The organism is Pradoshia sp. Z3_51 (assembly GCF_058215915.1).
In genome coordinates, this window is sequence record NZ_JBZAJC010000006.1 from 45554 (window position 1) to 68003 (window position 22450).

The following is a 22450-nucleotide window of genomic DNA, read 5'->3' on the forward strand; positions in this document are numbered from 1 at the left end:
TATTAATATCGGGAGGGATTGATAATGGCTACAATTGGAGAAAATATTCGTAAGTACAGAATTGACAAAGGAATGAGTGTGGAAGAGCTAGCGTTACGCTCCAGAATCGGCACTCACAAACTTGAGCAATACGAGGAAAATGAAATAACACCAAGCCTCCAGGTTCTCCTGACTATTTCAACTGCATTGGATTGCCCTGCCTCCGAATTAATGGAGCACGCCAATCCAACAGGACCATGCCAACTAGATCCCGAACTCCATCACCTCATCAACACAATGGGGCAAAAGCGAGCGAAATTAATACTAAAGAAAACCCAAGACATAACCGAAGCCGACTTCCTAAGGATAATGGGGAACTTAAAAAGCTGAAACGACTGCCCAGGCCCGAAAAGCATAAGAGAGAGGCACGCAGGGAGGTGTTCTTCCCTCCCGCAGTGGCTATCCTTATGACTCGAGGGACTAGGAGTTGAAGCTGGATTATTAAAAGGCTGAAACGGCTGGAAAAGGAACGAAGACTAAGAACGCCACGTCCTGTGGCAACGTCTTCATGACCAACATCCTGTAGCCCTCCGCAGTGGCTATACTTATGTACCGATACCTTACGCCTTGAAGAGGCTGGGACATAACTAAATTTACTATGTCTAAAGCCGAATGATATATTGGATTTTTATTAATCTAAATAGAAAAAGCCGAACTATTATAAATAATGCTAACACTGCATTTAATAATAGTTCGGCTTTTTTAGTTATTGGAAACCTTTTGTCCCAGCCTCTTTTTGATCAACATTCTGTTTTAATAATTGAGCTTGGCTGGAATTTGGCTGGGTCGGCTGGATTTCAATAAGATTCGGCTGAATTCCCATCCAACTTGGCTCTATTTCTATTAAAATACGTGTTTATTTAGAACCGGATTCCCAAGTAAGCAAACATATTGCGGCTAATTGCCTTAATTAGCTGCATTGATTTCTATAGCCTGGTGTGTCTTTAAGAATGCTTTTCCTTTTAAAGGACTTAAAATTAAAATAATCAAATCCTTATGAACAAAACAAAGGGGCAACCATAGGTCATTTAACGACTTATGGTTGCCCCCTCATTTTTTATATTTGAAAATCTTTTCCCTATACTCAGAAAACTCTTAGTAAAAGTCCTTAAGGAAATTTATGAATGATTGTTTAAAAATCGTTCAATTCTGGTTAAGGCTTCCCGTAATTGATCGATAGATGTAGCGTAAGAGCAACGGATATGCCCTTCTCCGCCTATACCAAATACATTGCCTGGTACTACTGCTACCTTTTCCTCAATCAATAATTTTTCTGCAAATTCTTCAGAGCTCATGCCAGTAGATTCAATGGATGGAAAAGCATAAAATGCTCCACCCGGTGTGTGGCACTTCAAACCAATCTCATTAAATGAACTAACAATATAATTTCTTCGATGATTATAGCTCATACGCATTTCTTCCACATATCCCGCCCCATATCGCAGGGCCTCCAAAGCAGCATATTGGGCAGATGTAGGGGCACACATAATCGCATACTGGTGGATTTTCAGCATAGCTTCAGAGATTTCTTTGTTTGCACATACAAAACCAAGCCTCCAGCCTGTCATAGCAAATCCCTTTGAGAAGCCTGATATTAAAATCGTCCGTTCATACATCCCTTCAATGGCTGCAAAGCTGGTATACGCGTCATCATAAACAAGTTCCGCATAGATTTCATCGGAAATCACAAGAACATCATGTTTAATAGCAATTTCAGCTAATGCTTTCAAATCATCCTTAGACAATTGGGTTCCTGTTGGATTATTGGGTGAACAAATCATAATCGCCTTCGTTTTCGGTGTTATAGCTGCTTCTAACTGTTCGGGTAACAGTTTAAAATCAGATTCTTTCATGGTTCCAACCGAAACAGGCTTACCTCCTGCCAATGCCACTAATGGAGCATAGGATACGAAGCATGGTTCAACGACTATTACTTCTTCTCCTGGGTTGAGAATGGCTCGTAAGGCGATATCGATTGCCTGACTTGCACCTACAGTTACAATAATTTGATTTTCAGGGGAGTATGTTACCTGAAAACGTCTACTCATATAGGCTGCAATTTCCTCGCGTAAATCAAGCAATCCTGCATTTGCTGTGTAAGACGTATAGCCTTCTTCCATCGAGAGGATAGCAGCTTCCCTGTATCGCCACGGAGTAACAAAATCTGGCTCACCTACACCAAGCGAAACGATACCTTCCATGCCTGCTGCCAAATCAAAAAATTTACGTATTCCGGAGGGCTTCATTTCTCGAGCCGTATCAGATAGATAACTCGTTTTAATCATGGAGTTATCACAATCCTTTTATCCTCATCAAGAGGTGCAAATACAGTCCCATCATGTTTATACTTTTTAAGAATAAAGTGAGTCGTTGTAGAAATAACTGAATCAAGAGTCGATAATTTGTCTGAAACAAATCGCGCTACCTCATTCATCGACTTGCCCTCAATGACCACAGATAAGTCATAAGCACCTGACATTAAATAAACGGATGTGACCTCTTCATAGCGATAAATTCGTTTTGCTGTCTCATCAAAGCCTACGCCTCTTTTAGGGGTTACTTTCACATCAATCATGGCAGTAACTCCTTCGTGATCTTTAACTTTCGACCAATCGACCAAAGCGGCATAGCCAACAATAATATTGGATTCTTTCAGTTTTTTTAAGGCTAGTTCAACTTCCTCTTTAGACATTGCTGTCATTTTTACTATATCATCCAGAGGGATTCTGGCGTTTTCTTCGAGAATATTCAAAATCTCAATTTCCTTAGCTGTAAGGTTCATACCCTCACCTCCATTAAAAGTATCATTAGATATAAAGATATCTGAAAATTTAATTTAAATTAAACTTTTTCCATTATAACACTCATTTTATACATATGAATATGTAATCAATTATTTTCATCTCACATACCATATTTATTTGAGAAAACAAGCCAATTAATAAATCTTCAAAAACTGCCAGTCTGTAAATATATGATAAAATAAGGGAATCATATAAAGGCGGGGTGAAAAAATGAATAGTACAACAAATACAGAAACCATTATAGATCGTAAAGGAACAGCTTCGTATAAATGGGATAACGTTGATTCATTATTCGCAGGCAGTGACTTATGGCCAATGTGGGTGGCAGACATGGACTGGGCTTCGCCTGTTCAGGTACAGGAAGCTTTAATTACCCGCATACAGCACCCAATATTCGGATATACATATGCCTCCGATTCTGTATACCAGGCTATCATAAATTGGATGAACGAAAAGCATAAATGGTCGCTTAAAAGAGAAAATATTTCTTTTAGTCCAGGTGTAGTTCCGTCCTTATCAGCAGCTGTTCTTGCATTTACTGAAGCTGGAGATCAAGTGATGATTCAAACACCTGTCTACGGTCCATTTCATAATGTCGTTAAAAGTAATGGCCGAACTCTTGTTACCAATAGAATGAAAATCAACCAAAATCAATTTGAAATTGATTTTGAAGACTTTGAAAACAAGCTTCGTAATGGAGTAAAATTATTCATCTTATGCAGCCCGCACAATCCTGGCGGAACGGTTTGGGCAAAGAAAGACCTTGAGAGAATGATTAGCCTATGTCAGCACTATCAAGTGCCTGTCATTTCCGATGAAATTCACGCTGACCTGATTCTTTATGACAATATTCACACACCTGCCGGAATCATCAGCAAAGATGTTATTACACTGATGGCTCCTAGTAAAACCTTTAATATCGCTGGATTGCATGGCTCTCTGATCCTAAGTGAAAATAAAGATTACCTCTTAAAAATGGAACAGCAATTCCTCAAGCAAGGTATTGGGGGCATTAATGTACTTGCCTATACTGCCATGGAAGCGGCCTACACCCATGGTGCTGAGTGGGTGAGTGAGACCGTATCCAAAATTGAAGAGAATATTGAAATCCTGACTGATTATGTTTCTAAGCATTTACCGAAAATAAACATCATGATTCCTCAAGCATCTTTCCTTGTTTGGATCGATTTACGGGATTTAGGAATATCAGATATTGAAATCACAGAAAGGCTCATCCATAAAGGGAAATTGGCTCTTGAACCCGGTGCGAAATATGGGCAGGATGGCCAAGGATTTGTTCGAATGAATATAGGGTGCTCTAAGGACACTCTCACTGAGGGCTTGCGCAGATTGCACGAAGCATTCCAAGACCTCAACTAATTATGTAACAAGCATTTGCCAATCAGTCTGGCAAATGCTTGTTTAATTTTAAGAAGAATCCACTCAGATTTCGGCAAAAAAAAACTGCACACTTTGCATGTGCAGCCATCATTGAATATTTTGCTCTTTTAATTTTTCTTCCAATTCCTTTGCCTTCTGTACCTGCTTACGATTATAAACAATGATAAACCGCATCGTTAACACTGCAAACAATGTAAAAATGGCCATCGTTAATCCGGCTGGAATGTATTCTCTTTTATCTTCAGGAAAATACAAGAATAATCCTATAATAAACGCTAATGGCTGAGACATGTTTTGAGACACCCTTTCCTGATTTGAAAACATTTGAATTTTAACCATATTATAACACGACTAGGGTGAGTATAAGTGATATTTGATTATCCTCATTTATAAATAAGAAAAAAGCTGCCGAGTCATCGACAGCCTACTTACATTATAGGGATTATTTTAGGATGTTGATTTTTTCAATCACTACATCATAAACCGGTTTATCGTTAGGACCTACTTTAGTAGTTGCGATGTCATCTACAACATCCATTCCTTCAGTAACTTGTCCAAACACGGTATGTCTGTGGTCAAGCCAAGGAGTTCCGCCTATTTCCATGTATTTTTCCACTGCTTCCTGAGGATATCCCGCTTGTTCCATTTGTCCTTTTAGATTCGCTTCAACAGCACCTTTTTGAACAATAAAGAATTGACTTCCATTTGTACCAGGGCCGGCATTTGCCATAGACAAAGCACCACGGAAATTAAATAAATCCATCGTGAATTCATCTTCGAATGATTTACCCCAAATGCTTTCTCCACCCATTCCTGTTCCAGTTGGATCTCCGCCTTGAATCATGAAATCATTGATCACGCGGTGGAAAATGATCCCCTCGTAGTATCCATTTTCTGCATGAGTCAGGAAATTTTCAACCGCTTTAGGAGCTTGGTCAGGGAATAATTTGATTTGGATGGAACCTTTATTAGTTACCATCTCCACTAATCTTTCATTACCTTGTACTTCTGTAAATTGAGGTAATACTGTCATTTTATCTTCGCCTTCTTTCTCTTTAATGGTTTGATCCAGCTTTAAAGTTGTTTGATCACCAGATTGGAATACCTTATCTTTTATATACAGATTCCAAATCGCTGCACCAAGGAGGATTATTAATAATAGTATCATGGTCTTCCATTTCATTTAAACTACCTCCAATTTTTCACTTTACACGATTCTCAAAAAAAAAGCATCTTTCTGAAGAGCTTTTTATAGGATTGATTATGGTACATCGGTATGATAGAGAAGAACAGATATGAATGGGGGATAAAAATGAATGAACTCACTATTGGCGACCAAGTGATTGCACATTATAAAACCGGTAAATATGTAGGCGAAATCACCAATATCCGAACAAATGGATATATGGTTGTTAAAATACTGGCTGTATTAAAGCACCCTATGCAGGGAGATCTTCATCATCCAAAACAAACAGAAGTTGATTTTTTCCATGAGCGAAAGGCTTTAGCTTACAGGGAACAAACCAACATCCCGGTAAACATGGTGAAACCGTTTAAAGGGGAAATTCCTGATTACACAGAATCCCTGCGCCAGTCTCTTGAAACATTAAAACAGGAATTGCAAAAAGAAGAATCAAAGTGGTCAGATATGTCTTTGTCAGCTATATCGAATATAGAGCGCGAGTATTTTCCAATATGATAAACATAAAAAACCAAATCACTCTTTACTGATTTGGTTTTTTACGTCAACCCATTAAATAACTGTGAAAAATCCACAACGTCTCCGATTGTCGTTGGCTTATAGTTATCCACATACCTCCTGTCCTGCTCAATTAATGTAAACAGTTCATAAGTCATTCTGGCATCATCCAAAGCACGATGCCAAACGCCTTTAGCCTTGTCCCCATATTGCTGAACTGCTTTCCATAGGCCTGTCTGATTTCGGTCACCAAAGAATTTTTGATACTCAATCGATAAATCCAATTGCTTTCCCGTTAAAGGGAATATATGTCCTGAATACTGACAGTTTTGCTTTAACACCTTCATATCCATGTTTCCCCATGTAGCAATCGTTGGAGAGTTAGGATGATCCAATTCTCGCAGTAAACTGTGAAAAACATCAAATTCCACCCCTGTCTTAAGATCATCTTCGGTAATGTGCAAAAAGTTCTTACATCGGTTCGTTAACGACTGAAATACTCTGGGCAGGACATAAGAATTGTATTGATTGACTATTGTTCCACTCTTTACCTCGATAATTCCATATTCAATGATTTCAGGAAAGAACCCATTCGGATTATTTCGATCCTCTGGCATTGTAAATTCAAAATCTATGAATAAATAGTGGTCATCCTTCTTCACAATGATACAACCTCCTTGTTTTCGTGTAATCTATTGCTCCTTCCAAATTTTCCTCTTTTAACCATAAAATCAATACGATATAGTTAAATATACGAATAGAATTCCAGGTGGGTAAAAATGAGAAAATCAATTGGATTTTGTATGATTTTATTACTGGTTCCATCCTTATACGGATTGAGTACATTAACACTGAATGAGTTTTCCAAATTGCAAAGCCTCAATCATGTTTTGGACACCAATTTATAAATAGATCAATCAGCCATGCAGCTTAACAGTACAATCACAGATTCCGATGGACAATTATCAGAGAAATCTATCAAACAGAGAATCGGAAATATATAAAGGATGCTGATATCCCTCAAATTTTAAAGGATAACTACGTAGTTTCAGAGGATCAGCATTTTTATTCACATAAGGGGTTTGATTTATCAGCTATTAGCAGAGCGTTCATAATTAATACGGAAAGCGGGGGAATTCATCAAGGGGGCAGCACCATTACACAACAGCTCGCTCGAAATTTATTCCTCACAAATGAACGTACATATAATCGTAAATTAACTGAACTGCTTTACGCCTATCAGCTTGAGCGTGATTTTTCAAAAGATTAACTATTAAATACTTACATAATTGCGATTTACTATGGTAACAGTTCCTATGGAATTGAAGCTGCTGCTCATTTTTATTTTTCCAAATCAGCAAAGAATCTCAAGCATGGTGAACTCTCTTTTCTAGCGGCAATTCCTAATAACCCTAGTCTTTATGACCCGCTGACTAATTTCCAAAATACAAAAAAACGCCAGGTTAGACTTCTGCAGCAACTTGAGAATAAGAATTTCATAACGAATGGAGAAAAAGAGCAAATTTTAAAAGAATCAATAAAATTAAATCTTTCCAAACGAATCCAAGAATTTCCTGATTATACCGATTACACGCTGGCTGAATTTCGTCAGCTGGTCGCAGAGCAGGATGGTTATCAGTTTTCTGGTTTATCTGAACAAGAATCTAATCAATTAACAGAGAAATTAGATAACCGCATCACGGAACTGCTGCTTTCAGGAATTACGATCCACACTTTTTCTCGATTCAGATATTCAGAAAAAGCCAAATCAGCCGTTAGTAGCATCCTGCCTTATAAAAACGTTGAAGCATCAGCGGTAGTTATTAATCATTCTACTCATGAGCTTGTCTCATTGATTGGGGGAAAAACATATAAACCCTCAACATTTAATCGAGCCCATTAAAGTTTTCGTCAGCCAGAATCTACGATTAAACCATTGCTGGTATATGCGCCTTATTTGAAAACTAATAAGGATCCAAAAAATAGACGCTTCAGCGATATGCATCGAAAATTACTGCCCAGAGAACTATGGTCATTCAACATATAGCAATCTTCCACTCAATCAGGCAATGGCCAAATCGGTTAATACTGCAGCTGTTCGATTGCTTCAAAAAACAGGTAGCTTATATAGGAGGAAAAACCGGTACAACAAATGATTATCATGATTTATGGTTTATTGGGATGACTGCTTCGTATACTGGTGGGGTCTGGGTGGGCAAGGATCAGCCGTCCAGTATTGATTTTTTAAATAAAAGTCAGCCGCAAATACAAATATGGAAAAGCATGATGTATTCTCTCTATTAGAGGTTCATCATGCTTTTTCCTTTACAGCGGAAGTCCCGCCATTATACTATTATATAATTTTAAGACAGAGAGACAGACTGCCAATAACAGAACGGCCCAGATAGTTACATGAAAAAATATAATCCCTATCAATCAGGTACCCGATAAGGATGAACTGATTTTATACAGAAAGTATATAAAAGCGAATAATGAAGTAAGTAAAAAGCAGCCTGCAAGCAACCAAAGACAACATAACATAGATATAAGTCCACCTATCAGAAAAATGATAGAAGTCCCTCTCAGCTTTTGCAGGTCTTCTCCCACCTTATCCTTTGAGAAAAATAAAAGTGACAGTTCCAAAAAGGTATCGACAAGAAGCTTTAACGCAGCAAGTAACATAAAAAAACAGATAAAGAACAATAATAAAAAGGATAATTTAATATGGATCTCTGATAACAATCCAGTCATGCCTGAATAGAGCCCATTGCTTTTTAAAAATACAATCATTCTTACCATAAGATGAACAGCAAAGAACAGACTAAATGCCATTATCGATAATAAGGGAAAATAACCTGTTACATATGTATTCTTCATTTTCATTATTCCTTATACTTCACATTTTCCCATTATAAACCATTTATCAGAAAGGAGAATTAAATTTTTAAATTTTTTCCTTCATATAATACATGGTTAAAACACATGAATACCAGTCTTTTCAAGTACAGTCTAATATAAATTTGCTGTATAATTTGCTATGCTGAATGTACGGATTGGTACATTTTGTTGTAATTTTTCAATATTTTATAATTTTTTAAGGGAGGTCCTTATGTCAATGCTTCACTTGAGTATATTACTGCCTTTTTTGGCTGCGATATGTATTCCGTTTATAGGCAAATATGCTCGTAAAATACATACCGGATGGTTCGTACTTATTATACCTATCGTATTATTTGGTTATTTGTTTACGTTCCTGCCTGAAATAACGGATCATCAATCCATAACAGCTAGTTTTGAGTGGATTCCTTCACTAAACATATCATTTGATGTTTATGTAGACGGATTAGGCCTGCTCTTCGCTATGCTGATCACAGGTATTGGTACACTAGTTATTCTGTACTCCATCTTTTATATGGACAAAACAAAAGAAAAACTGAGTAATTTTTATGTTTATTTACTATTATTTATGGGGGCTATGCTTGGGGTTGTCCTATCTGACAACTTAATCGTCCTTTATACGTTTTGGGAATTTACCAGCCTTTCTTCCTTCCTGCTGATTGGCTATTGGCATGAGAGAAAAGGATCTCGCTACGGAGCGCAAAAATCATTATTAATCACCTTTTTAGGTGGCTTATCCATGCTAGGAGGTTTTATAACCCTCTCTGTAATGGGAAATACCTTCAGCATCAGAGAATTAATTTCAATGGCTCCTGATTTGGTAAACCATCCTCTTTTTTATTTTTCGATGATACTCGTTTTATTAGGGGCATTCACGAAGTCTGCCCAATTCCCATTCCACATTTGGTTACCTGATGCAATGGAAGCACCTACACCAGTCAGTGCATATCTTCATTCAGCAACGATGGTTAAAGCAGGTATCTATTTAGTAGCACGTTTGAGCCCTATATTTGCTTTATCAGGTGAATGGGTATGGATTATCGGCCTGGTCGGTATCATAACCTTAATTTGGGGTTCCTTTAATGCAGTACGTCAGTATGATTTAAAAGGGATTCTTGCCTACTCAACAGTCAGCCAGCTCGGCTTAATCATGTCCCTGCTTGGCATCGGTGCGGCTTCCCTCCATTTTGGATCAGCCGAGAATAATGTATATATTGCCGCTGTTTCGGCAGCTGTTTTTCACCTAATTAACCATGCAACCTTTAAAGGTTCATTATTCATGGCAGTCGGTATAATTGATCACGAAACGGGAACTAGGGATATTCGTAAACTGGGCGGATTAATGACCATAATGCCAATCACTTTTACTATTGCTGCAATCGGAGCATTCTCAATGGCAGGCTTGCCTCCATTCAATGGCTTCTTGAGTAAGGAAATGTTCTTTGGCAGCCTATTAGATATAACAAAAGCAGATTTTCTTAACCTGCAAACATGGGGTAATTTATTCCCTGTTATTGGATGGCTGGCAAGTGTATTCACATTTGTTTACTGTATGATTCTTTTATTTAGAACATTTGGCGGCAAACTTCAGCCTGAAAAATTAACGAAAAAACCACATGAAGCACCGATTGGATTATTGATTTCACCAATCACGCTTGCAGCCTTGGTTATTATTTTTGGATTATTTCCAAACATCCTTACTTCAACAATTATTGAGCCAGCTACTGCAGCTATCCTGCCGAGCCTTTATGAAAACGGAAACCCTCCGCATCTTCATATACAAATGTGGCACGGAGTAAATGGCGCATTATTAATGACAATCGGAGTTGTCATCTTAGGAATTATCTTGTATAAGTTCTATCCAAAATGGAGCAAGATTTATACGTATTTATCTGATAAATACACATTAAACAATGCATATAATATGGGATTAAGATCACTGGATACAGGTTCACGTCTCATTACCCGCGGATATATGAACGGGAGTATCCATGATTATTTAGTTTATATATTTGGCTTCTTGATTATCAGTTTACTTTATACGGTTTGGAAAACCGATAGCTTTGCATTCGAAACAACCAGTATGACTCCAATTGGGGTATACGAAGTTATTTTGATCTTTATCTTAGTTCTGGCTTCAATCATGATTCTATTTGCAAAATCGAGACTGACTTCAATCATTTTAATGGGAGCGGTTGGTTATACGGTATCACTTTTATTTGTTCTATTTAGGGCACCTGATTTAGCCTTAACTCAATTTGTCATTGAAACAGTATCTACATCGCTGTTCTTGCTTTGTTTCTATCACTTGCCGAAGTATAAACCAAAGGAAAAGCGTATGCGTTTTAAATTGACAAACCTGGCAATCTCTCTCGGTGTCGGAATTACGATGACACTTATCGCGCTGGCTTCTCACAGTACGAAGCTATTTGAATCCATCTCTGAATTTTATAAAGAGGTTACGTACAAAGAAGCTGGTGGAGAGAATATGGTTAACGTAATCCTGGTTGACTTCCGTGGTTTGGATACCATGTTTGAAATCACCGTATTATCCATTGCAGCCATGGGAATTTACACCATGATTAAACTCCGTCTCACGAAAAGAGGAGGGGAAGAATGAAAACAAATGATTTAATTTTACAGACGGTTACTAAAATCGCAACTTTTATTATTATTTTGTTCTCTATACACATTTTCTTTGCCGGACACTATACGCCGGGCGGTGGATTTATCGGTGGTCTTATGACTTCTTCTGCCATCATTCTTTTATTGCTGGCATTTGATTTAAAAACCGTAAAAAGTTTTCTGCCGGTAAATTATTTATCGTTGATAGCTGTGGGGTTGTTGTTATCTGTCGGGACTGGAGCTGGTGCGTTATTCTTCGATGCTCCTTTCCTGACGCACGCCTTTGATTATTTTGATTTGCCGCTCCTTGGAAAAACATCCCTTCATACAGCAGTTATCTTTGATACGGGTGTTTATCTAGTTGTAATCGGCGTGACAATGACCATTATTCAAACGATTGGGGAGAGTGAATGATGGAGATTTTAATGTGTTTTGCTATAGGAATTCTATTTACGATTTCCACCTATTTACTTTTATCAAAAAGCTTGCTTCGTATCATTATTGGAACAAGCATATTGAGCCATGCGGTGAATTTATTGGTTCTTACCATGGGAGGATTAAAACAAGGAGCTGTGCCTATCTTAAGTGAACACGCCAAATCCTATGTGGATCCGCTGCCACAGGCATTAATCCTGACAGCGATTGTAATTAGCTTCGGTGTCACATCTTTCTTCCTGGTATTGGCCTATCGTTCCTATCAGGAACTTGGAACGGATAACATGGATCAACTGAGAGGAAATAAGTCATATGAATAACCTTGTTATATTACCTATTTTACTTCCGTTATTGACAGGAATTTTATTGTTATTCCTTGCGAAAAAAATAAATGCCCAACGAATAGTCGCCTTGGCCTCTTCTATACTGGTCCTGGTAGTTACCTTTTCACTTTTAATAGAGGTAAAAACAAATGGCATTCTAACCTTGCAGGCCGGCAGCTGGGATGCCCCTTTCGGAATTAGTCTTGTAGCGGATATGCTGGCAGCCTTACTGGTTTTAACTACATCTCTTATTACATTAGTAACGATTATTTATTCTTTTAAAAATATTGATGCAAACCGTGAAAAATATTTCTACTATGCCCTTATCCAATTTTTAATTGTAGGTGTTAACGGGGCATTTTTGACCGGAGATATATTCAACTTATTTGTATTTTTTGAAGTAATGCTGATGTCATCTTATGTATTACTTGTGACAGGTGGTACAAAAGTACAGCTTCGCGAGTCTATTAAATATTTGCTTGTAAATGTAATTGCTTCTGGCCTTTTTGTTGCTGCTGTTGCATTCTTATACTCTGTTGTAGGTACGCTGAATATGGCAGATATCTCAGAAAGAATTGCGGAAGTAGACCAGCCGGGAATCATCACGGTTATCGCTGTTCTGTTTCTAATCGTGTTTGGATTGAAGGCAGCCATTTTTCCTTTATATTTTTGGATGCCCGGCTCATACTTTGCGCCGCCAATTCCAATCCTGGCTTTGTTTGGTTCATTATTAACGAAGGTTGGTGTTTATTCCATCCTAAGAACCTTTACCATTATGTTTTATCATCATACTGATTATACGCATACATTGCTGGAGTACCTTGGAATTTTAACCATTGTATTTGGCTGTATCGGTGTATTGGCCTATATGGATGGTAAAAAAATCATCATTTACAATATCGTAATTGCCATTGGTGTTATAATCTTCGGTATTTCAATCATGAATACCGCATCCATATCCGGTTCAATTATGTATACAATTCATGACATGATGATTAAAGCAGCCCTGTTTCTGCTTATTGGAGTAATGATGGCCAAAACAGGGACAAGTAATATTAAGCGCATGGGTGGGTTAATTCACGAATCTCCACTTTTAGCTTGGATGTTCTTCATAGCGGCTATATCGTTAGCAGGGGTTCCACCTTTCAGCGGCTTTACAGGAAAATTACTAATCATTCAGGGTGCCTTTGATGAAAGGCATTACGTAGGAGGATTGGTAGTCCTATTCTCAAGTTTAATTGTTTTATATTCCGTGATGCGCATTTTCATATTCGCGTTCTGGGGAGAGAAAAAAGTTTACGATGAGAACTTCTCCAAGAAAGATAACCGTTTTTTACTATTGCCGATCGGCATTTTACTTGTAGTCTCAATATTGTACGGATTGGGCTCTGAAGTTGTTTATACGTATGTTTCTGATGCGGTTGATGTTTTAATGAATCCATCAGATTACATTCAGGCCGTACTAAAGGAGTGATGAAGATATGTCTTATCAAATATTATTAAATGTAATTCTAGCCTTGACCTGGATGTTCCTGACGACGTCAAATACAGCCGCTTCCTTTATTATCGGCTATTTAATTGGGGCGATTATTCTTTTTCTATTCAGACGCTTTTTTTCGACTCGGTTTTATTTGCATAAGGTAGTGGCTGTCCTTCACCTTCTGGGGATATTTATACGAGAATTATTGATTGCAAACTTCGACGTTTTTAAAACAATCATCAGACCAAAGCTTGAACTGAAGCCAGGAATTTTTACTTATGAAACCAAACTTAAATCGGATTGGCAGATCACTCTTCTGTCCTGTCTGATTACCTTAACTCCCGGTACATTAGTTCTGGATATTTCTTCTGATAACAAAACATTATTCATCCATGCATTAAACATATCGGAGATTCCAGAGATGCAAGAAAGTATAAAAAATTCATTTGAGCGGCTTATTCTGGAGGTGAGTGAGTAATGATTAATTTCATCCTTCAGCTTTCTTTAGTCTGTATAGCTATTTCGATGCTCATTCTAATTTATAGAGTAATTAAGGGACCAAGCATCCCTGATCGTGTAATGGCATTGGATGCTATTGGCATGAACTTAATTTGCATGATTGCCATACTATCTTTATTGCTCAGCACATCCATGTTTTTAGAGGTTATCCTTCTGATCAGTATTCTTTCGTTCACTGGTACGGTTGCCTTTTCGAAATTCCTGGAGAAAGGGGAAATCATAGAAAATGAACGAAATTAGTTCCTATATTTTTGTTTGTATCGTTTTAATCGGTTCTATATTAACCGTTGTATCAGCTCTTGGAATACTCCGTTTACCCGATGTCTATACGCGGAACCATGCAGCTTCTAAAACATCCACTTTGGGTGTAACCCTTGTATTGCTTGGCACATTCTTATATTTCTGGATTACAGAGGGCCATTTTAACTCCCGTATCCTGTTAGCTATCTTCTTTATTTTTATGACAGCTCCGGTTGCCGGACATTTAATCAGCCGTGCAGCCTATAATACAGGCGTTAAATTGTGGAAACATAGTGTGCGTGATGATTTAAAAAAGGCAAAAAAACAAAAAAATAGCTAATGACAGAAAAAGAGGATGCTTACAAGATCGCTTTAGACCTTGTAAAACATCCTCATTTTTTTATTTGAATAACAGCAAGCGTACATCTGCTGATACATATTAATTCGTTCTCTTCATCCGTTATTTTAATTTCCCATACCATTGTTTTTTTTCCTCTGTGTACAATATTTCCTGTTGCGGTCACCAAGCCTTCCCTTTTGCTTTTAAGATGATTCGCATTAATCTCTAAACCAACGACTGCTTCTTTCTCCTCGTCAACCATTGTATATCCACCAAGACTGGCGACCGTTTCGGCAAGAGCCACCGATGCGCCACCGTGAAGAAGTCCCATCGGCTGGTGTGTCCGATGGTCAACAGGCATGGTTGCAACAACTCTTCCTTCACAGACCTCAACTATTTCTATCCCTAATGTACCCATCAATGTTTTACTTAAATCCAATTAAAGGCATCCTTTCCATTGCTTATTTGTTATGAATTAGATAAAGAGCGGAAAAATAAAGGAGTAAAGCTTTCTTACAACTGATTCCTATTCTGATTTTTAAGGTGAATCCCTTCGAAAAAAGATGAACTGGATATCTGTAAGACTTTACAAAAAGCATATCTAGATGATGGAGGATTGGTCAAATGGATCTTCGAGAAGGAATGGTTCCAACTGTATTAGGTACCGCTGTTGCTGCTACTGGTTATGCCCTTAAACAAAAGCATAATAGCAATAAAATGATTGCCAATGCACTATTTGGATTTGGGCTTGCCCATATTGCTCTTGGTGTTATTGATTTAGTCGAGCATCGCAACGATATCTAAACGAACATCATCTATCCCCTAAATAAGCAACCTAACCGTTGCTTATTTTTTGGTCTAATACAATCTACCTTCTCTTATATATAGTTATAAGGTATTTTATTTCGTAAGAGGAGGTGCCCATATGTATGCAAATCAACAGTTTTATAACTGGGCTCAAAGTCTAGGTCCTCATTACCACATACCCACATGGATCCATCCATCTGTTACTGGTATGAATTCTTATTCTTCATATAACAGAAAAGTTCCTGCTATAGATACAACAAAATTTAAGAATTCTGCCAATCGAACCGCGTCCTATCTGACTGAAGCATTAAGAATTGCCAATCAGATCTCTGCATCTCAAGATTTAGCTCGTCAAATTATGGCAGCCTCTGAGTTTAATAACCTAAGCGAAGTGAATCGATTATTGCTTTCAACCGGTATTCGAATAGCTCCTTCCATCTATTACGATCCGGAGGGAATTCGGCTGGTTTTTGCTGATAAACAAACCAGTCCTCCCTGTTGTGAAGTTGGGGTAGTCATACGATGGAGCTAAAAACCAGCAGTTTGATAACTGCTGGTTTTGTTTACAAATTATTATTAATAAAATCCGCCACCATATCCCCATGGGGACCCATATCCATACGGAGGATAACCATATCCATATCCCCATGGTCTGCTAAGCAATGCTCCACCTATTAATCCGCCGGCTAATCCTAAACCAAATCCCCCGATCGGACCTCCAAATCCAAAACCAAAACCTGGTCTACCCCATGGTCTTCCCCACGGTCCGCCCCACGGTCTGCCCCATGGTCTTCTCTGTCTGTAATCCATCTGTAAAATACCTCCTGTTTGTTTAAATGCCTACACTATTATGTATGCAGAAACCTAACAGCAGGTAAGGGCGTATGCCCTCTTACAAGGATAACATTCCCATTTAAATCTATTTATGAGATTAGATTAATCTTCACCATCCAAACCAAAACGTTCAACCAATACAGCCAATGTCCTCGCCATTACACCAGTAGCACCTGATGGTCCAAGTTCATAGCTGGAACGTCTTGTAGATGTACCAGCTATATCTAAATGCACCCATGGAGTCTCCTCGGCAAACTCACCAACAAATGCACCTCCCATAATGGCATGCCCCTCTGCTCCCGGCGAATTATTAAGATCAGCTATTTTGCTATTGCGAACACGCGCTTTATCCCTTTCGGTAATTGGCAATCTCCACATGGGTTCTCCAGCTTCATCAGATGCTTTTAAGACTTCCTCAAACCAGCTTTCATGATTTGTCATCGCACCTGTCATTTCTACACCTAATGCTGTAATAACTCCCCCGGTTAATGTAGCTACATCAACTAAATAATCCGCTCCATGCTGTTTAGCATATGTAATCGCATCTGCCAACACAAGACGCCCCTCGGCATCTGTATTCAAGACCTCAATTGTTTTACCAGCCATGGAAACTATGACATCATCCGGTTTGAAGGCATTTCCGGAAATCATATTATCTGTTGATGGAATAACAGCCACAACATTTTGTTCAGGTCTCAATTCCCCAATTATCTCCATAGCTCCAAGGACAGCGGCTGCTCCCCCCATATCCGTTTTCATTCCAACTATCCCTGCTTTTGTCTTTATTGAATATCCGCCTGTATCAAATGTAATTCCTTTGCCAACCAAACCAATTACATCTGTCCAGTCAGATTTCCCTTGATATTTTAGGACAATCATTTTAGGTGGTTCAGCAGATCCTTGGTTGACGGCAAGCAAGGCTCCCATTCCAAGCTCCTGCATATCTTCTTTTTCAAGGATTTCGCACTCAAACTGATACTTATCAGCCAGCCCTTTAGCATAATTGGCCATATCTGTAGACGTTAGCATATTACCTGGAAGATTTACTAAAGTCCGAGCTGAATTGGTTCCTTTTCCATATGTATATCCAACAAAAAGGGAAGACTCAACTAGCTCTCGGTCGGCTTCCGTATATACAGAAACCTCTTCTATTTTCTGATCTGGTTCATTTTTCTTATGCTTATATCCTTCAAATTCATACGTAGACAAGGCTAATGCTTCTCCTAAAGCATGTGCTGCATCCTCCACCGTAATGACATCTGTCAGGAATGACGTTAAGTCGACGCTAATCTTTGTCCATCCACGACCTTCGACTTTCTGAAACATTTTGCCAAATGCTTCTTTCAGCTCTTCGAATGTTAAATCTTTTTGTTTCCCCAATCCAACGAACACCAATCTCTCCGGTGGAATAAGATCAAGTGTATGCAATGTCGAAACTTTTTTCTTCCGAGCGGAAATATCTCCAACCTTGGCAAGCTCCTGAAGCTTACTATTCATCATTTTATCCGCTTCCGATAAAGTCGCTGCAAGCGTAACTGGATGATTAAATGCTCCAGTTACCAAAACAGGCATATGTAGTTGACTCGGATTTTCATTATAAACTTTAAACATACTACTCCTCCTGATCGTTTATCTTTATTCATGCCTTTTCTTACTGACATTAACTATCCTTACCTATTATCTTACCATTGGCATCATAATTTAGAACAAATGACGCATTCCATTCACTGAAAAATTAAACGATTTACCCCGACATATCTTGCCTATTTTACCCTTCCTTTAGACATAAAAAAACAGAGGACTATTATCCTCTGTGAATTAGTTGCGGAGGCCAACAGGATGTTGGTCACAAAGACGTTGTCACAGGACATGGCGTTCTTAGTCTTTGTTCCTTGAAATGGTCGCCTCAGCTTTTATGCAATCCGGCTTCAACGGCTAGAAACTCACCTCTACAGGAGGGAAGAACTCCTCCTTCCGAGCCCCTGTCTTATGCTCCTCGCTTCTGAGCAAGCCGTTTCAGCACTATAGATTATATCCAACACATACCGGCGCTTGGTCATATGGGTCGATGATGATTCTGGCTTCTATTTGGAATACGGTTTTTAGTACTTCTTGGTTAATGATTTCGGTTGGTGTGCCGGATTTGATTATACTGCCGTCTTTCATGGCTATGATATGGTCTGAGTATCTGGAGGCATGGTTAATATCATGAAGAACCATTACAATTGTACTTTTTTCTTGGCGATTGAGTTCCTGAATAATTTGCAATACATCCAGCTGGTGGGCCATATCCAAGTATGTTGTGGGCTCGTCTAAGAGGATGATATCTGTTTTCTGAGCTAGGGCCATGGCTAGCCAAACCTTTTGTCTTTGCCCACCAGATAAGCTTGCGATGCTTCGGTTTCGGAAAGGGGATGTTTTAGTTATATCCATTGCCCATTCAATGATTTCCATATCTTCATTCGTCATTATTTTATTATTTTTACGATGTGGATAACGTCCATAGGATACCAATTCCTCCACACCCAACAAGCCCGGTGCAACCGGGCTTTGCGGCAGCATAGAAAGCCGTCTGGCAATCTCCTTCGTTGAAATCGTGTTCATATCTTGCTCTTGCAAAAATACCTTCCCTTGCTTTTGTTTCAGTATACGTCCCATTGTTTTTAATAAAGTAGATTTTCCACAACCGTTCGGTCCAATAATAGTCGTTATTTTTCCTTTAGTAATGTCTAAGTTTAAATTTTGAAACACGGTCTTTTTTTCATAACAGGCTTCAAGATTTTCTGTACGCAGAATACTCATATCAAATATCCCCCCTTTATGCTTTCGCCTTTTTGAGTAAATACAAGAAGAATGGTACCCCAATAATGGATACGATAATACCAACTGGCAGTTCAGCAGGGGCAATGATTGTTTTGGCAATATAATCAGAAGAGACTACCAACAGCGCACCGATTGCTGCACTCACAGGGATAACAAATCTATTTTGAACACCAACAAGATAGCGCGATATATGCGGCGCCATTAAGCCAATAAATCCAATACTGCCTGATACTGATACACAAGCGCTTATTAAGCCGATACTGCTGAGAAGTAAGATTGATTTTTCTTTATTAATGGCTATACCTAAACTGATAGCGCTACTATCCTCTAATTGGAGCAAATCAAGTATATAGGCCTTTTTTAGAATGATCGGTATACATATAAACAGCCAGGGGGCTATGGCAAGTATGTAAAGCCAATTGGCATCATAAATGCTGCCTGTGATCCACACAACTGCCATTTCAAAATCAGTTGCTTTCATTTTCAGCGACAAATATAAGGAAACGGCACCAAAAGCTGAACCAATCGCTATTCCAGTCAAGATGAGTCGTTCTACATCAAGGGAACCATTTTTCCATGAAAAGGCGAATATAATTAAGGCCGCCAGCAATCCTCCAACGAGACCAAATAAGGGCATAGCCATAATGGAGAGCCATGTCATTCCTTGAAATACGCTATGAAAGAAAAACATAAATAAAACTACAGCCGTACCAGCACCGGCATTAATACCAAGTATTCCTGGATCGGCCAAGCCATTCTTCGTCACTCCCTGAATCACAGCACCGGCTATTCCAAGCCCGATCCCAACCAGACAGCCAATCAGAATCCTCGGTAACCTAAAATCAAAGATGACCAAATCGTGTTCCGGATTTACGTCTATTCGAGCTAATGTCTTTATTACATCGATAACAGACAATTGAAAGGTTCCGGCCATCAAGCTATAAACGATGACTGCTGTAATAGCGAGTACAATCAGCCATAATGTTATGTAATATCTTAGTTTTGAAACTTTATGCAAGGCCTCTTCCTCCTTTTGTTCTGATTAAATAGAGGAAGAATGGTACACCAATCAATGCAGTCACAACGCCAATCGGTGTTTCAAAGGGATAATTAATAAACCTGCTTAAAACGTCACATAAACCAAGAAATACAGCCCCGAGTATGCCTGCACAAGGAATTATCCATTTATAATCAACGCCGACAAGCATACGGCTAATGTGCGGAATGATTAAGCCTACGAAACCAACTTTTCCTACTAATGCAATTGCCGTACCCGTTAAACAAATAACAGACAGAATACAAATTACTTTGACTAATCCGGTACGCTGGCCCAGGCTGATTGAAACTTCTTCACCAAGAGAAAGAATCGTTACGGATTTGGAAACTAGTAAGGCAAGGAAGATTCCAACTATTCCAATTGGTACAGCCAGTCCAAGGAGCTCTGAATCTATTTGATGCAATCTCGCATTATACCAAAAACTAATATTCTGGGAGACTTGGTAATAGGAGGCCAATGCTTGAGACAGGCTGCTCAGAAACGTCCCAATTACAGTACCTATAATTGCCAAACGAACAGGTGATAAACCATTGGGAAGCATAGAGCCAAATCCATAAACAATTCCTGCACCGAGCGCTGAACCAACCATTGACAACAAAATCATTTTAATAGATGTCATATTCGGTAGGAAAATCATTGATACAGTAATGATAAAAGCTGAACCGTCTGCCACCCCCATAATGGAAGGGGATGCAAGATAGTTTCTTGTCATCCCCTGCATTAGTGCACCTGATATGGCAAGGAAAGCTCCAACAAGAAGTGCGCCTATTGCTCTCGGTAAACGGGATGTCATAATAATGGCATGGTCTACATTACCGGCATCATAATGAAAAAGGGCATTCCAAATCGTTATATAATCTATATTTTTGGCTCCATAAAAAACGGATAACAGGATGATAAGGAGTATAAGAATGGGTGCCGCACATATTATCAATAAAGGTAATTCCCTCTTATCCATACACCTTCAACCTTACTCAGTCAAAGAGCTGGTTGCAGCTTCGAGGAAAGCCGTCTTACTCCATGCCGTACCGCCCTGGGCAAGAGGATCCACAGTATTAACGAATACTTTTTCGTTTTTAGCAGCATTCATACTTTTCCAAATTGGATTAGCTTCTAGTTCTTCTAATGCTTTCGGTTTATCAGCATTTTCACTTTCTTCGAATTGAAGGAACACATAATCCGGATTCACTTCCGCAAGCTTTTCCATTGAGATAACTTCCTGTGCCTTCGCAGATTTTACCACTTCCGGTACCTCAAGTCCTAAATCATTGTATAGAACTGGGTTAAGGTACATACTTTCCGGATACACATAGACATTGCCTCCTCGGATACGAAGTACCATTGCCTTTTTCCCTTTCAGAGATTCACCCAATTGTTCTTTTGCTTCCTCAGCATCTTTCTTATAACCAGAAATAATCATATCTGCTTCAGTTTCTTTACCTGTCAAATGAGCCATTAAATTTAAGTTATCTTCCCAATTTGTTGAGATATGGGAGTATGGGAATGTTGGTGCAACCTTCGTTAATTGTTCAGTAACATTCTCCTTCGCTTTGGAAGTCCAAAGGATTACATCAGGCTTTAATCCAAGTAACGTTTCATAATTTGGCTGTGTTTTTTCCCCTATCGACTTGGCACCAGCCAAATCTTCAGCCAAATAAGCAGGTAGTTCTCCGGCAATTGTAATAGCGCCTACAGGCTTAACTCCTAAAATTGCTGCATCCTCCATGGATTCAAGACTCGCTGTAGCAATCTTTTTCACTTCAGAAGGTACCGTATATTCTTTATCTAGGTATGTAATCGTTTGAGTTTTATCTTCTGATTTCTTGCTTTCATTAGCTTGAACTTTATTGTCGGATTGTTTTATTTGTGTCTCAGTACCATTGCATGCTGCCAAACCAAGGCAAATCATTGCGGATAAACCCACTATTAATAAATTCTTTTTAATACTCATTTTCCTCTTCCTCCATCTAATCTTTTTTCTATGTACTCGCTTTCACTCTAACTTAACTATTGTTTTTCCTACCCCCATATTTATCGCAGAAAGTATTGAAAATGATAATCATTATCAAGTATTATATAAAATATATACTAACAAACTGGAATTTTCAATTAATTTTATGTAAATT

At 38.6% G+C, this 22450-nt stretch carries 26 protein-coding genes and 2 pseudogenes; 15 read left to right on the forward strand and 13 right to left on the reverse strand.

Features of this window, described 5'->3' with window-relative positions; translation table 11 throughout:
- Window positions 1-24 precede the first annotated feature (24 nt).
- Entirely contained in the window at window positions 25-369 is a 345-nt protein-coding gene (locus AC4BHA_RS12720) for a helix-turn-helix domain-containing protein (RefSeq protein ID WP_139892306.1), read from the forward strand.
- A gap of 788 nt (window positions 370-1157) precedes the next feature.
- On the opposite strand, the gene AC4BHA_RS12725 is transcribed toward AC4BHA_RS12720, so the two are convergent.
- Both AC4BHA_RS12725 and AC4BHA_RS12730 read right to left on the reverse strand, forming a co-directional pair.
- Window positions 1158-2324, reverse strand: a complete 1167-nt coding sequence (locus AC4BHA_RS12725; protein WP_066106660.1) for an aminotransferase — start codon at window positions 2322-2324, stop codon at window positions 1158-1160.
- The gene (locus AC4BHA_RS12730) at window positions 2321-2821 is read right to left on the reverse strand and encodes an Lrp/AsnC family transcriptional regulator (protein ID WP_066106655.1); all 501 of its coding nucleotides are present in this window, start codon (window positions 2819-2821) and stop codon (window positions 2321-2323) included. Before AC4BHA_RS12730 ends, AC4BHA_RS12725 begins: the two co-directional genes overlap by 4 nt.
- A gap of 232 nt (window positions 2822-3053) precedes the next feature.
- Between AC4BHA_RS12730 and AC4BHA_RS12735 the strand changes: the two genes are divergently transcribed.
- A complete protein-coding gene (locus tag AC4BHA_RS12735; protein WP_066106652.1) occupies window positions 3054-4223 on the forward strand; it encodes a MalY/PatB family protein in 1170 nt (389 codons plus the stop codon).
- A gap of 108 nt (window positions 4224-4331) precedes the next feature.
- Here the strand turns inward: AC4BHA_RS12735 and AC4BHA_RS12740 are convergent, their stop codons facing one another.
- A complete protein-coding gene (locus tag AC4BHA_RS12740; RefSeq protein WP_066106649.1) occupies window positions 4332-4535 on the reverse strand; it encodes a hypothetical protein in 204 nt (67 codons plus the stop codon).
- 151 nt (window positions 4536-4686) lie between these two features.
- Entirely contained in the window at window positions 4687-5427 is a 741-nt protein-coding gene (locus tag AC4BHA_RS12745) for a peptidylprolyl isomerase (RefSeq protein WP_077248121.1), read from the reverse strand.
- Between the two features lie 129 nt (window positions 5428-5556).
- Here AC4BHA_RS12745 and kapB point away from each other — a divergent pair, with 129 nt between their 5' ends.
- Window positions 5557-5943 (forward strand): kinase-associated lipoprotein KapB, encoded by a 387-nt coding sequence (gene kapB / locus AC4BHA_RS12750; RefSeq protein ID WP_139892300.1) that lies wholly within the window; start codon window positions 5557-5559, stop codon window positions 5941-5943.
- Window positions 5944-5984: 41 nt separating this feature from the next.
- Here kapB and kapD read toward each other — a convergent pair whose 3' ends face one another.
- On the reverse strand, window positions 5985-6605 hold the full coding sequence (gene kapD / locus AC4BHA_RS12755; RefSeq protein WP_066106643.1) for a 3'-5' exonuclease KapD: 621 nt from the start codon (window positions 6603-6605) through the stop codon (window positions 5985-5987).
- Between the two features lie 117 nt (window positions 6606-6722).
- Here kapD and AC4BHA_RS12760 point away from each other — a divergent pair, with 117 nt between their 5' ends.
- The 3 genes and pseudogenes from AC4BHA_RS12760 (at window position 6723) to AC4BHA_RS12770 (ending at window position 8247) form a co-directional block, all read left to right on the forward strand.
- Window positions 6723-6851, forward strand: a complete 129-nt coding sequence (locus tag AC4BHA_RS12760) for a hypothetical protein (protein ID WP_490558748.1) — start codon at window positions 6723-6725, stop codon at window positions 6849-6851.
- A 65-nt stretch (window positions 6852-6916) separates the two neighbouring features.
- Window positions 6917-7846, forward strand: a pseudogene (locus tag AC4BHA_RS12765) (transglycosylase domain-containing protein).
- 125 nt (window positions 7847-7971) lie between these two features.
- On the forward strand, window positions 7972-8247 hold the full coding sequence (locus AC4BHA_RS12770) for a hypothetical protein (RefSeq protein ID WP_066106638.1): 276 nt from the start codon (window positions 7972-7974) through the stop codon (window positions 8245-8247).
- A gap of 21 nt (window positions 8248-8268) precedes the next feature.
- Here the strand turns inward: AC4BHA_RS12770 and AC4BHA_RS12775 are convergent.
- Window positions 8269-8826 (reverse strand): annotated as a pseudogene (locus AC4BHA_RS12775) (DUF5366 family protein).
- A gap of 226 nt (window positions 8827-9052) precedes the next feature.
- Between AC4BHA_RS12775 and AC4BHA_RS12780 the strand changes: the two are divergent.
- The 7 genes from AC4BHA_RS12780 to mnhG are packed head-to-tail and all read left to right on the forward strand — an operon-like array spanning window position 9053 to window position 14803.
- Entirely contained in the window at window positions 9053-11461 is a 2409-nt protein-coding gene (locus tag AC4BHA_RS12780; RefSeq protein WP_490558749.1) for a Na+/H+ antiporter subunit A, read from the forward strand.
- The gene (locus tag AC4BHA_RS12785) at window positions 11458-11880 is read left to right on the forward strand and encodes a Na(+)/H(+) antiporter subunit B (protein WP_066106630.1); all 423 of its coding nucleotides are present in this window, start codon (window positions 11458-11460) and stop codon (window positions 11878-11880) included. The genes AC4BHA_RS12780 and AC4BHA_RS12785 overlap by 4 nt, the downstream gene beginning before the upstream one ends.
- Complete coding sequence (locus tag AC4BHA_RS12790) at window positions 11880-12221, forward strand: Na(+)/H(+) antiporter subunit C (RefSeq protein WP_066106626.1); 342 nt, start codon at window positions 11880-11882, stop codon at window positions 12219-12221. Before AC4BHA_RS12785 ends, AC4BHA_RS12790 begins: the two co-directional genes overlap by 1 nt.
- On the forward strand, window positions 12214-13698 hold the full coding sequence (locus tag AC4BHA_RS12795; RefSeq protein ID WP_139892294.1) for a Na+/H+ antiporter subunit D: 1485 nt from the start codon (window positions 12214-12216) through the stop codon (window positions 13696-13698). The genes AC4BHA_RS12790 and AC4BHA_RS12795 overlap by 8 nt, the downstream gene beginning before the upstream one ends.
- Before the next feature lie 7 nt (window positions 13699-13705).
- Window positions 13706-14182, forward strand: coding sequence for a Na+/H+ antiporter subunit E (locus AC4BHA_RS12800; protein ID WP_066106620.1), 477 nt, complete (start codon window positions 13706-13708; stop codon window positions 14180-14182).
- Window positions 14182-14463 carry a Na(+)/H(+) antiporter subunit F1 gene (locus AC4BHA_RS12805; RefSeq protein ID WP_066106615.1) on the forward strand — a complete coding sequence of 94 codons (282 nt, stop codon included), beginning with the start codon at window positions 14182-14184 and terminating at the stop codon, window positions 14461-14463. The genes AC4BHA_RS12800 and AC4BHA_RS12805 overlap by 1 nt, the downstream gene beginning before the upstream one ends.
- Window positions 14450-14803, forward strand: a complete 354-nt coding sequence (gene mnhG / locus AC4BHA_RS12810; RefSeq protein ID WP_066106612.1) for a monovalent cation/H(+) antiporter subunit G — start codon at window positions 14450-14452, stop codon at window positions 14801-14803. Before AC4BHA_RS12805 ends, mnhG begins: the two co-directional genes overlap by 14 nt.
- Window positions 14804-14855: 52 nt before the next feature.
- Here mnhG and AC4BHA_RS12815 read toward each other — a convergent pair whose 3' ends face one another.
- The gene (locus tag AC4BHA_RS12815) at window positions 14856-15221 is read right to left on the reverse strand and encodes a hotdog fold thioesterase (RefSeq protein WP_066106926.1); all 366 of its coding nucleotides are present in this window, start codon (window positions 15219-15221) and stop codon (window positions 14856-14858) included.
- Window positions 15222-15427: 206 nt separating this feature from the next.
- Here AC4BHA_RS12815 and AC4BHA_RS12820 point away from each other — a divergent pair, with 206 nt between their 5' ends.
- Together AC4BHA_RS12820 and AC4BHA_RS12825 are read left to right on the forward strand one after the other, a co-directional pair.
- On the forward strand, window positions 15428-15607 hold the full coding sequence (locus AC4BHA_RS12820; protein WP_066106609.1) for an asparagine synthase: 180 nt from the start codon (window positions 15428-15430) through the stop codon (window positions 15605-15607).
- 121 nt (window positions 15608-15728) lie between these two features.
- Window positions 15729-16142: a YuzC family spore coat inner layer protein gene (locus AC4BHA_RS12825; RefSeq protein WP_066106606.1), complete on the forward strand. Its 414-nt coding sequence runs from the start codon at window positions 15729-15731 to the stop codon at window positions 16140-16142.
- 44 nt (window positions 16143-16186) lie between these two features.
- Here the strand turns inward: AC4BHA_RS12825 and AC4BHA_RS12830 are convergent, their stop codons facing one another.
- The 6 genes from AC4BHA_RS12830 to AC4BHA_RS12855 form a co-directional block, all read right to left on the reverse strand.
- A complete protein-coding gene (locus AC4BHA_RS12830) occupies window positions 16187-16420 on the reverse strand; it encodes an inner spore coat protein YmaG (protein WP_066106603.1) in 234 nt (77 codons plus the stop codon).
- A 126-nt stretch (window positions 16421-16546) separates the two neighbouring features.
- The gene (locus AC4BHA_RS12835; RefSeq protein WP_066106601.1) at window positions 16547-18055 is read right to left on the reverse strand and encodes a leucyl aminopeptidase; all 1509 of its coding nucleotides are present in this window, start codon (window positions 18053-18055) and stop codon (window positions 16547-16549) included.
- Between the two features lie 411 nt (window positions 18056-18466).
- Window positions 18467-19246, reverse strand: coding sequence for an ABC transporter ATP-binding protein (locus AC4BHA_RS12840; protein ID WP_139892288.1), 780 nt, complete (start codon window positions 19244-19246; stop codon window positions 18467-18469).
- Window positions 19247-19262: 16 nt separating this feature from the next.
- Entirely contained in the window at window positions 19263-20285 is a 1023-nt protein-coding gene (locus tag AC4BHA_RS12845) for a FecCD family ABC transporter permease (RefSeq protein WP_490558750.1), read from the reverse strand.
- A complete protein-coding gene (locus AC4BHA_RS12850; protein WP_490558751.1) occupies window positions 20278-21282 on the reverse strand; it encodes a FecCD family ABC transporter permease in 1005 nt (334 codons plus the stop codon). The genes AC4BHA_RS12845 and AC4BHA_RS12850 overlap by 8 nt, the downstream gene beginning before the upstream one ends.
- A gap of 12 nt (window positions 21283-21294) precedes the next feature.
- Window positions 21295-22269, reverse strand: a complete 975-nt coding sequence (locus AC4BHA_RS12855) for an iron-hydroxamate ABC transporter substrate-binding protein (protein ID WP_148630788.1) — start codon at window positions 22267-22269, stop codon at window positions 21295-21297.
- Window positions 22270-22450: the final 181 nt, after the last annotated feature.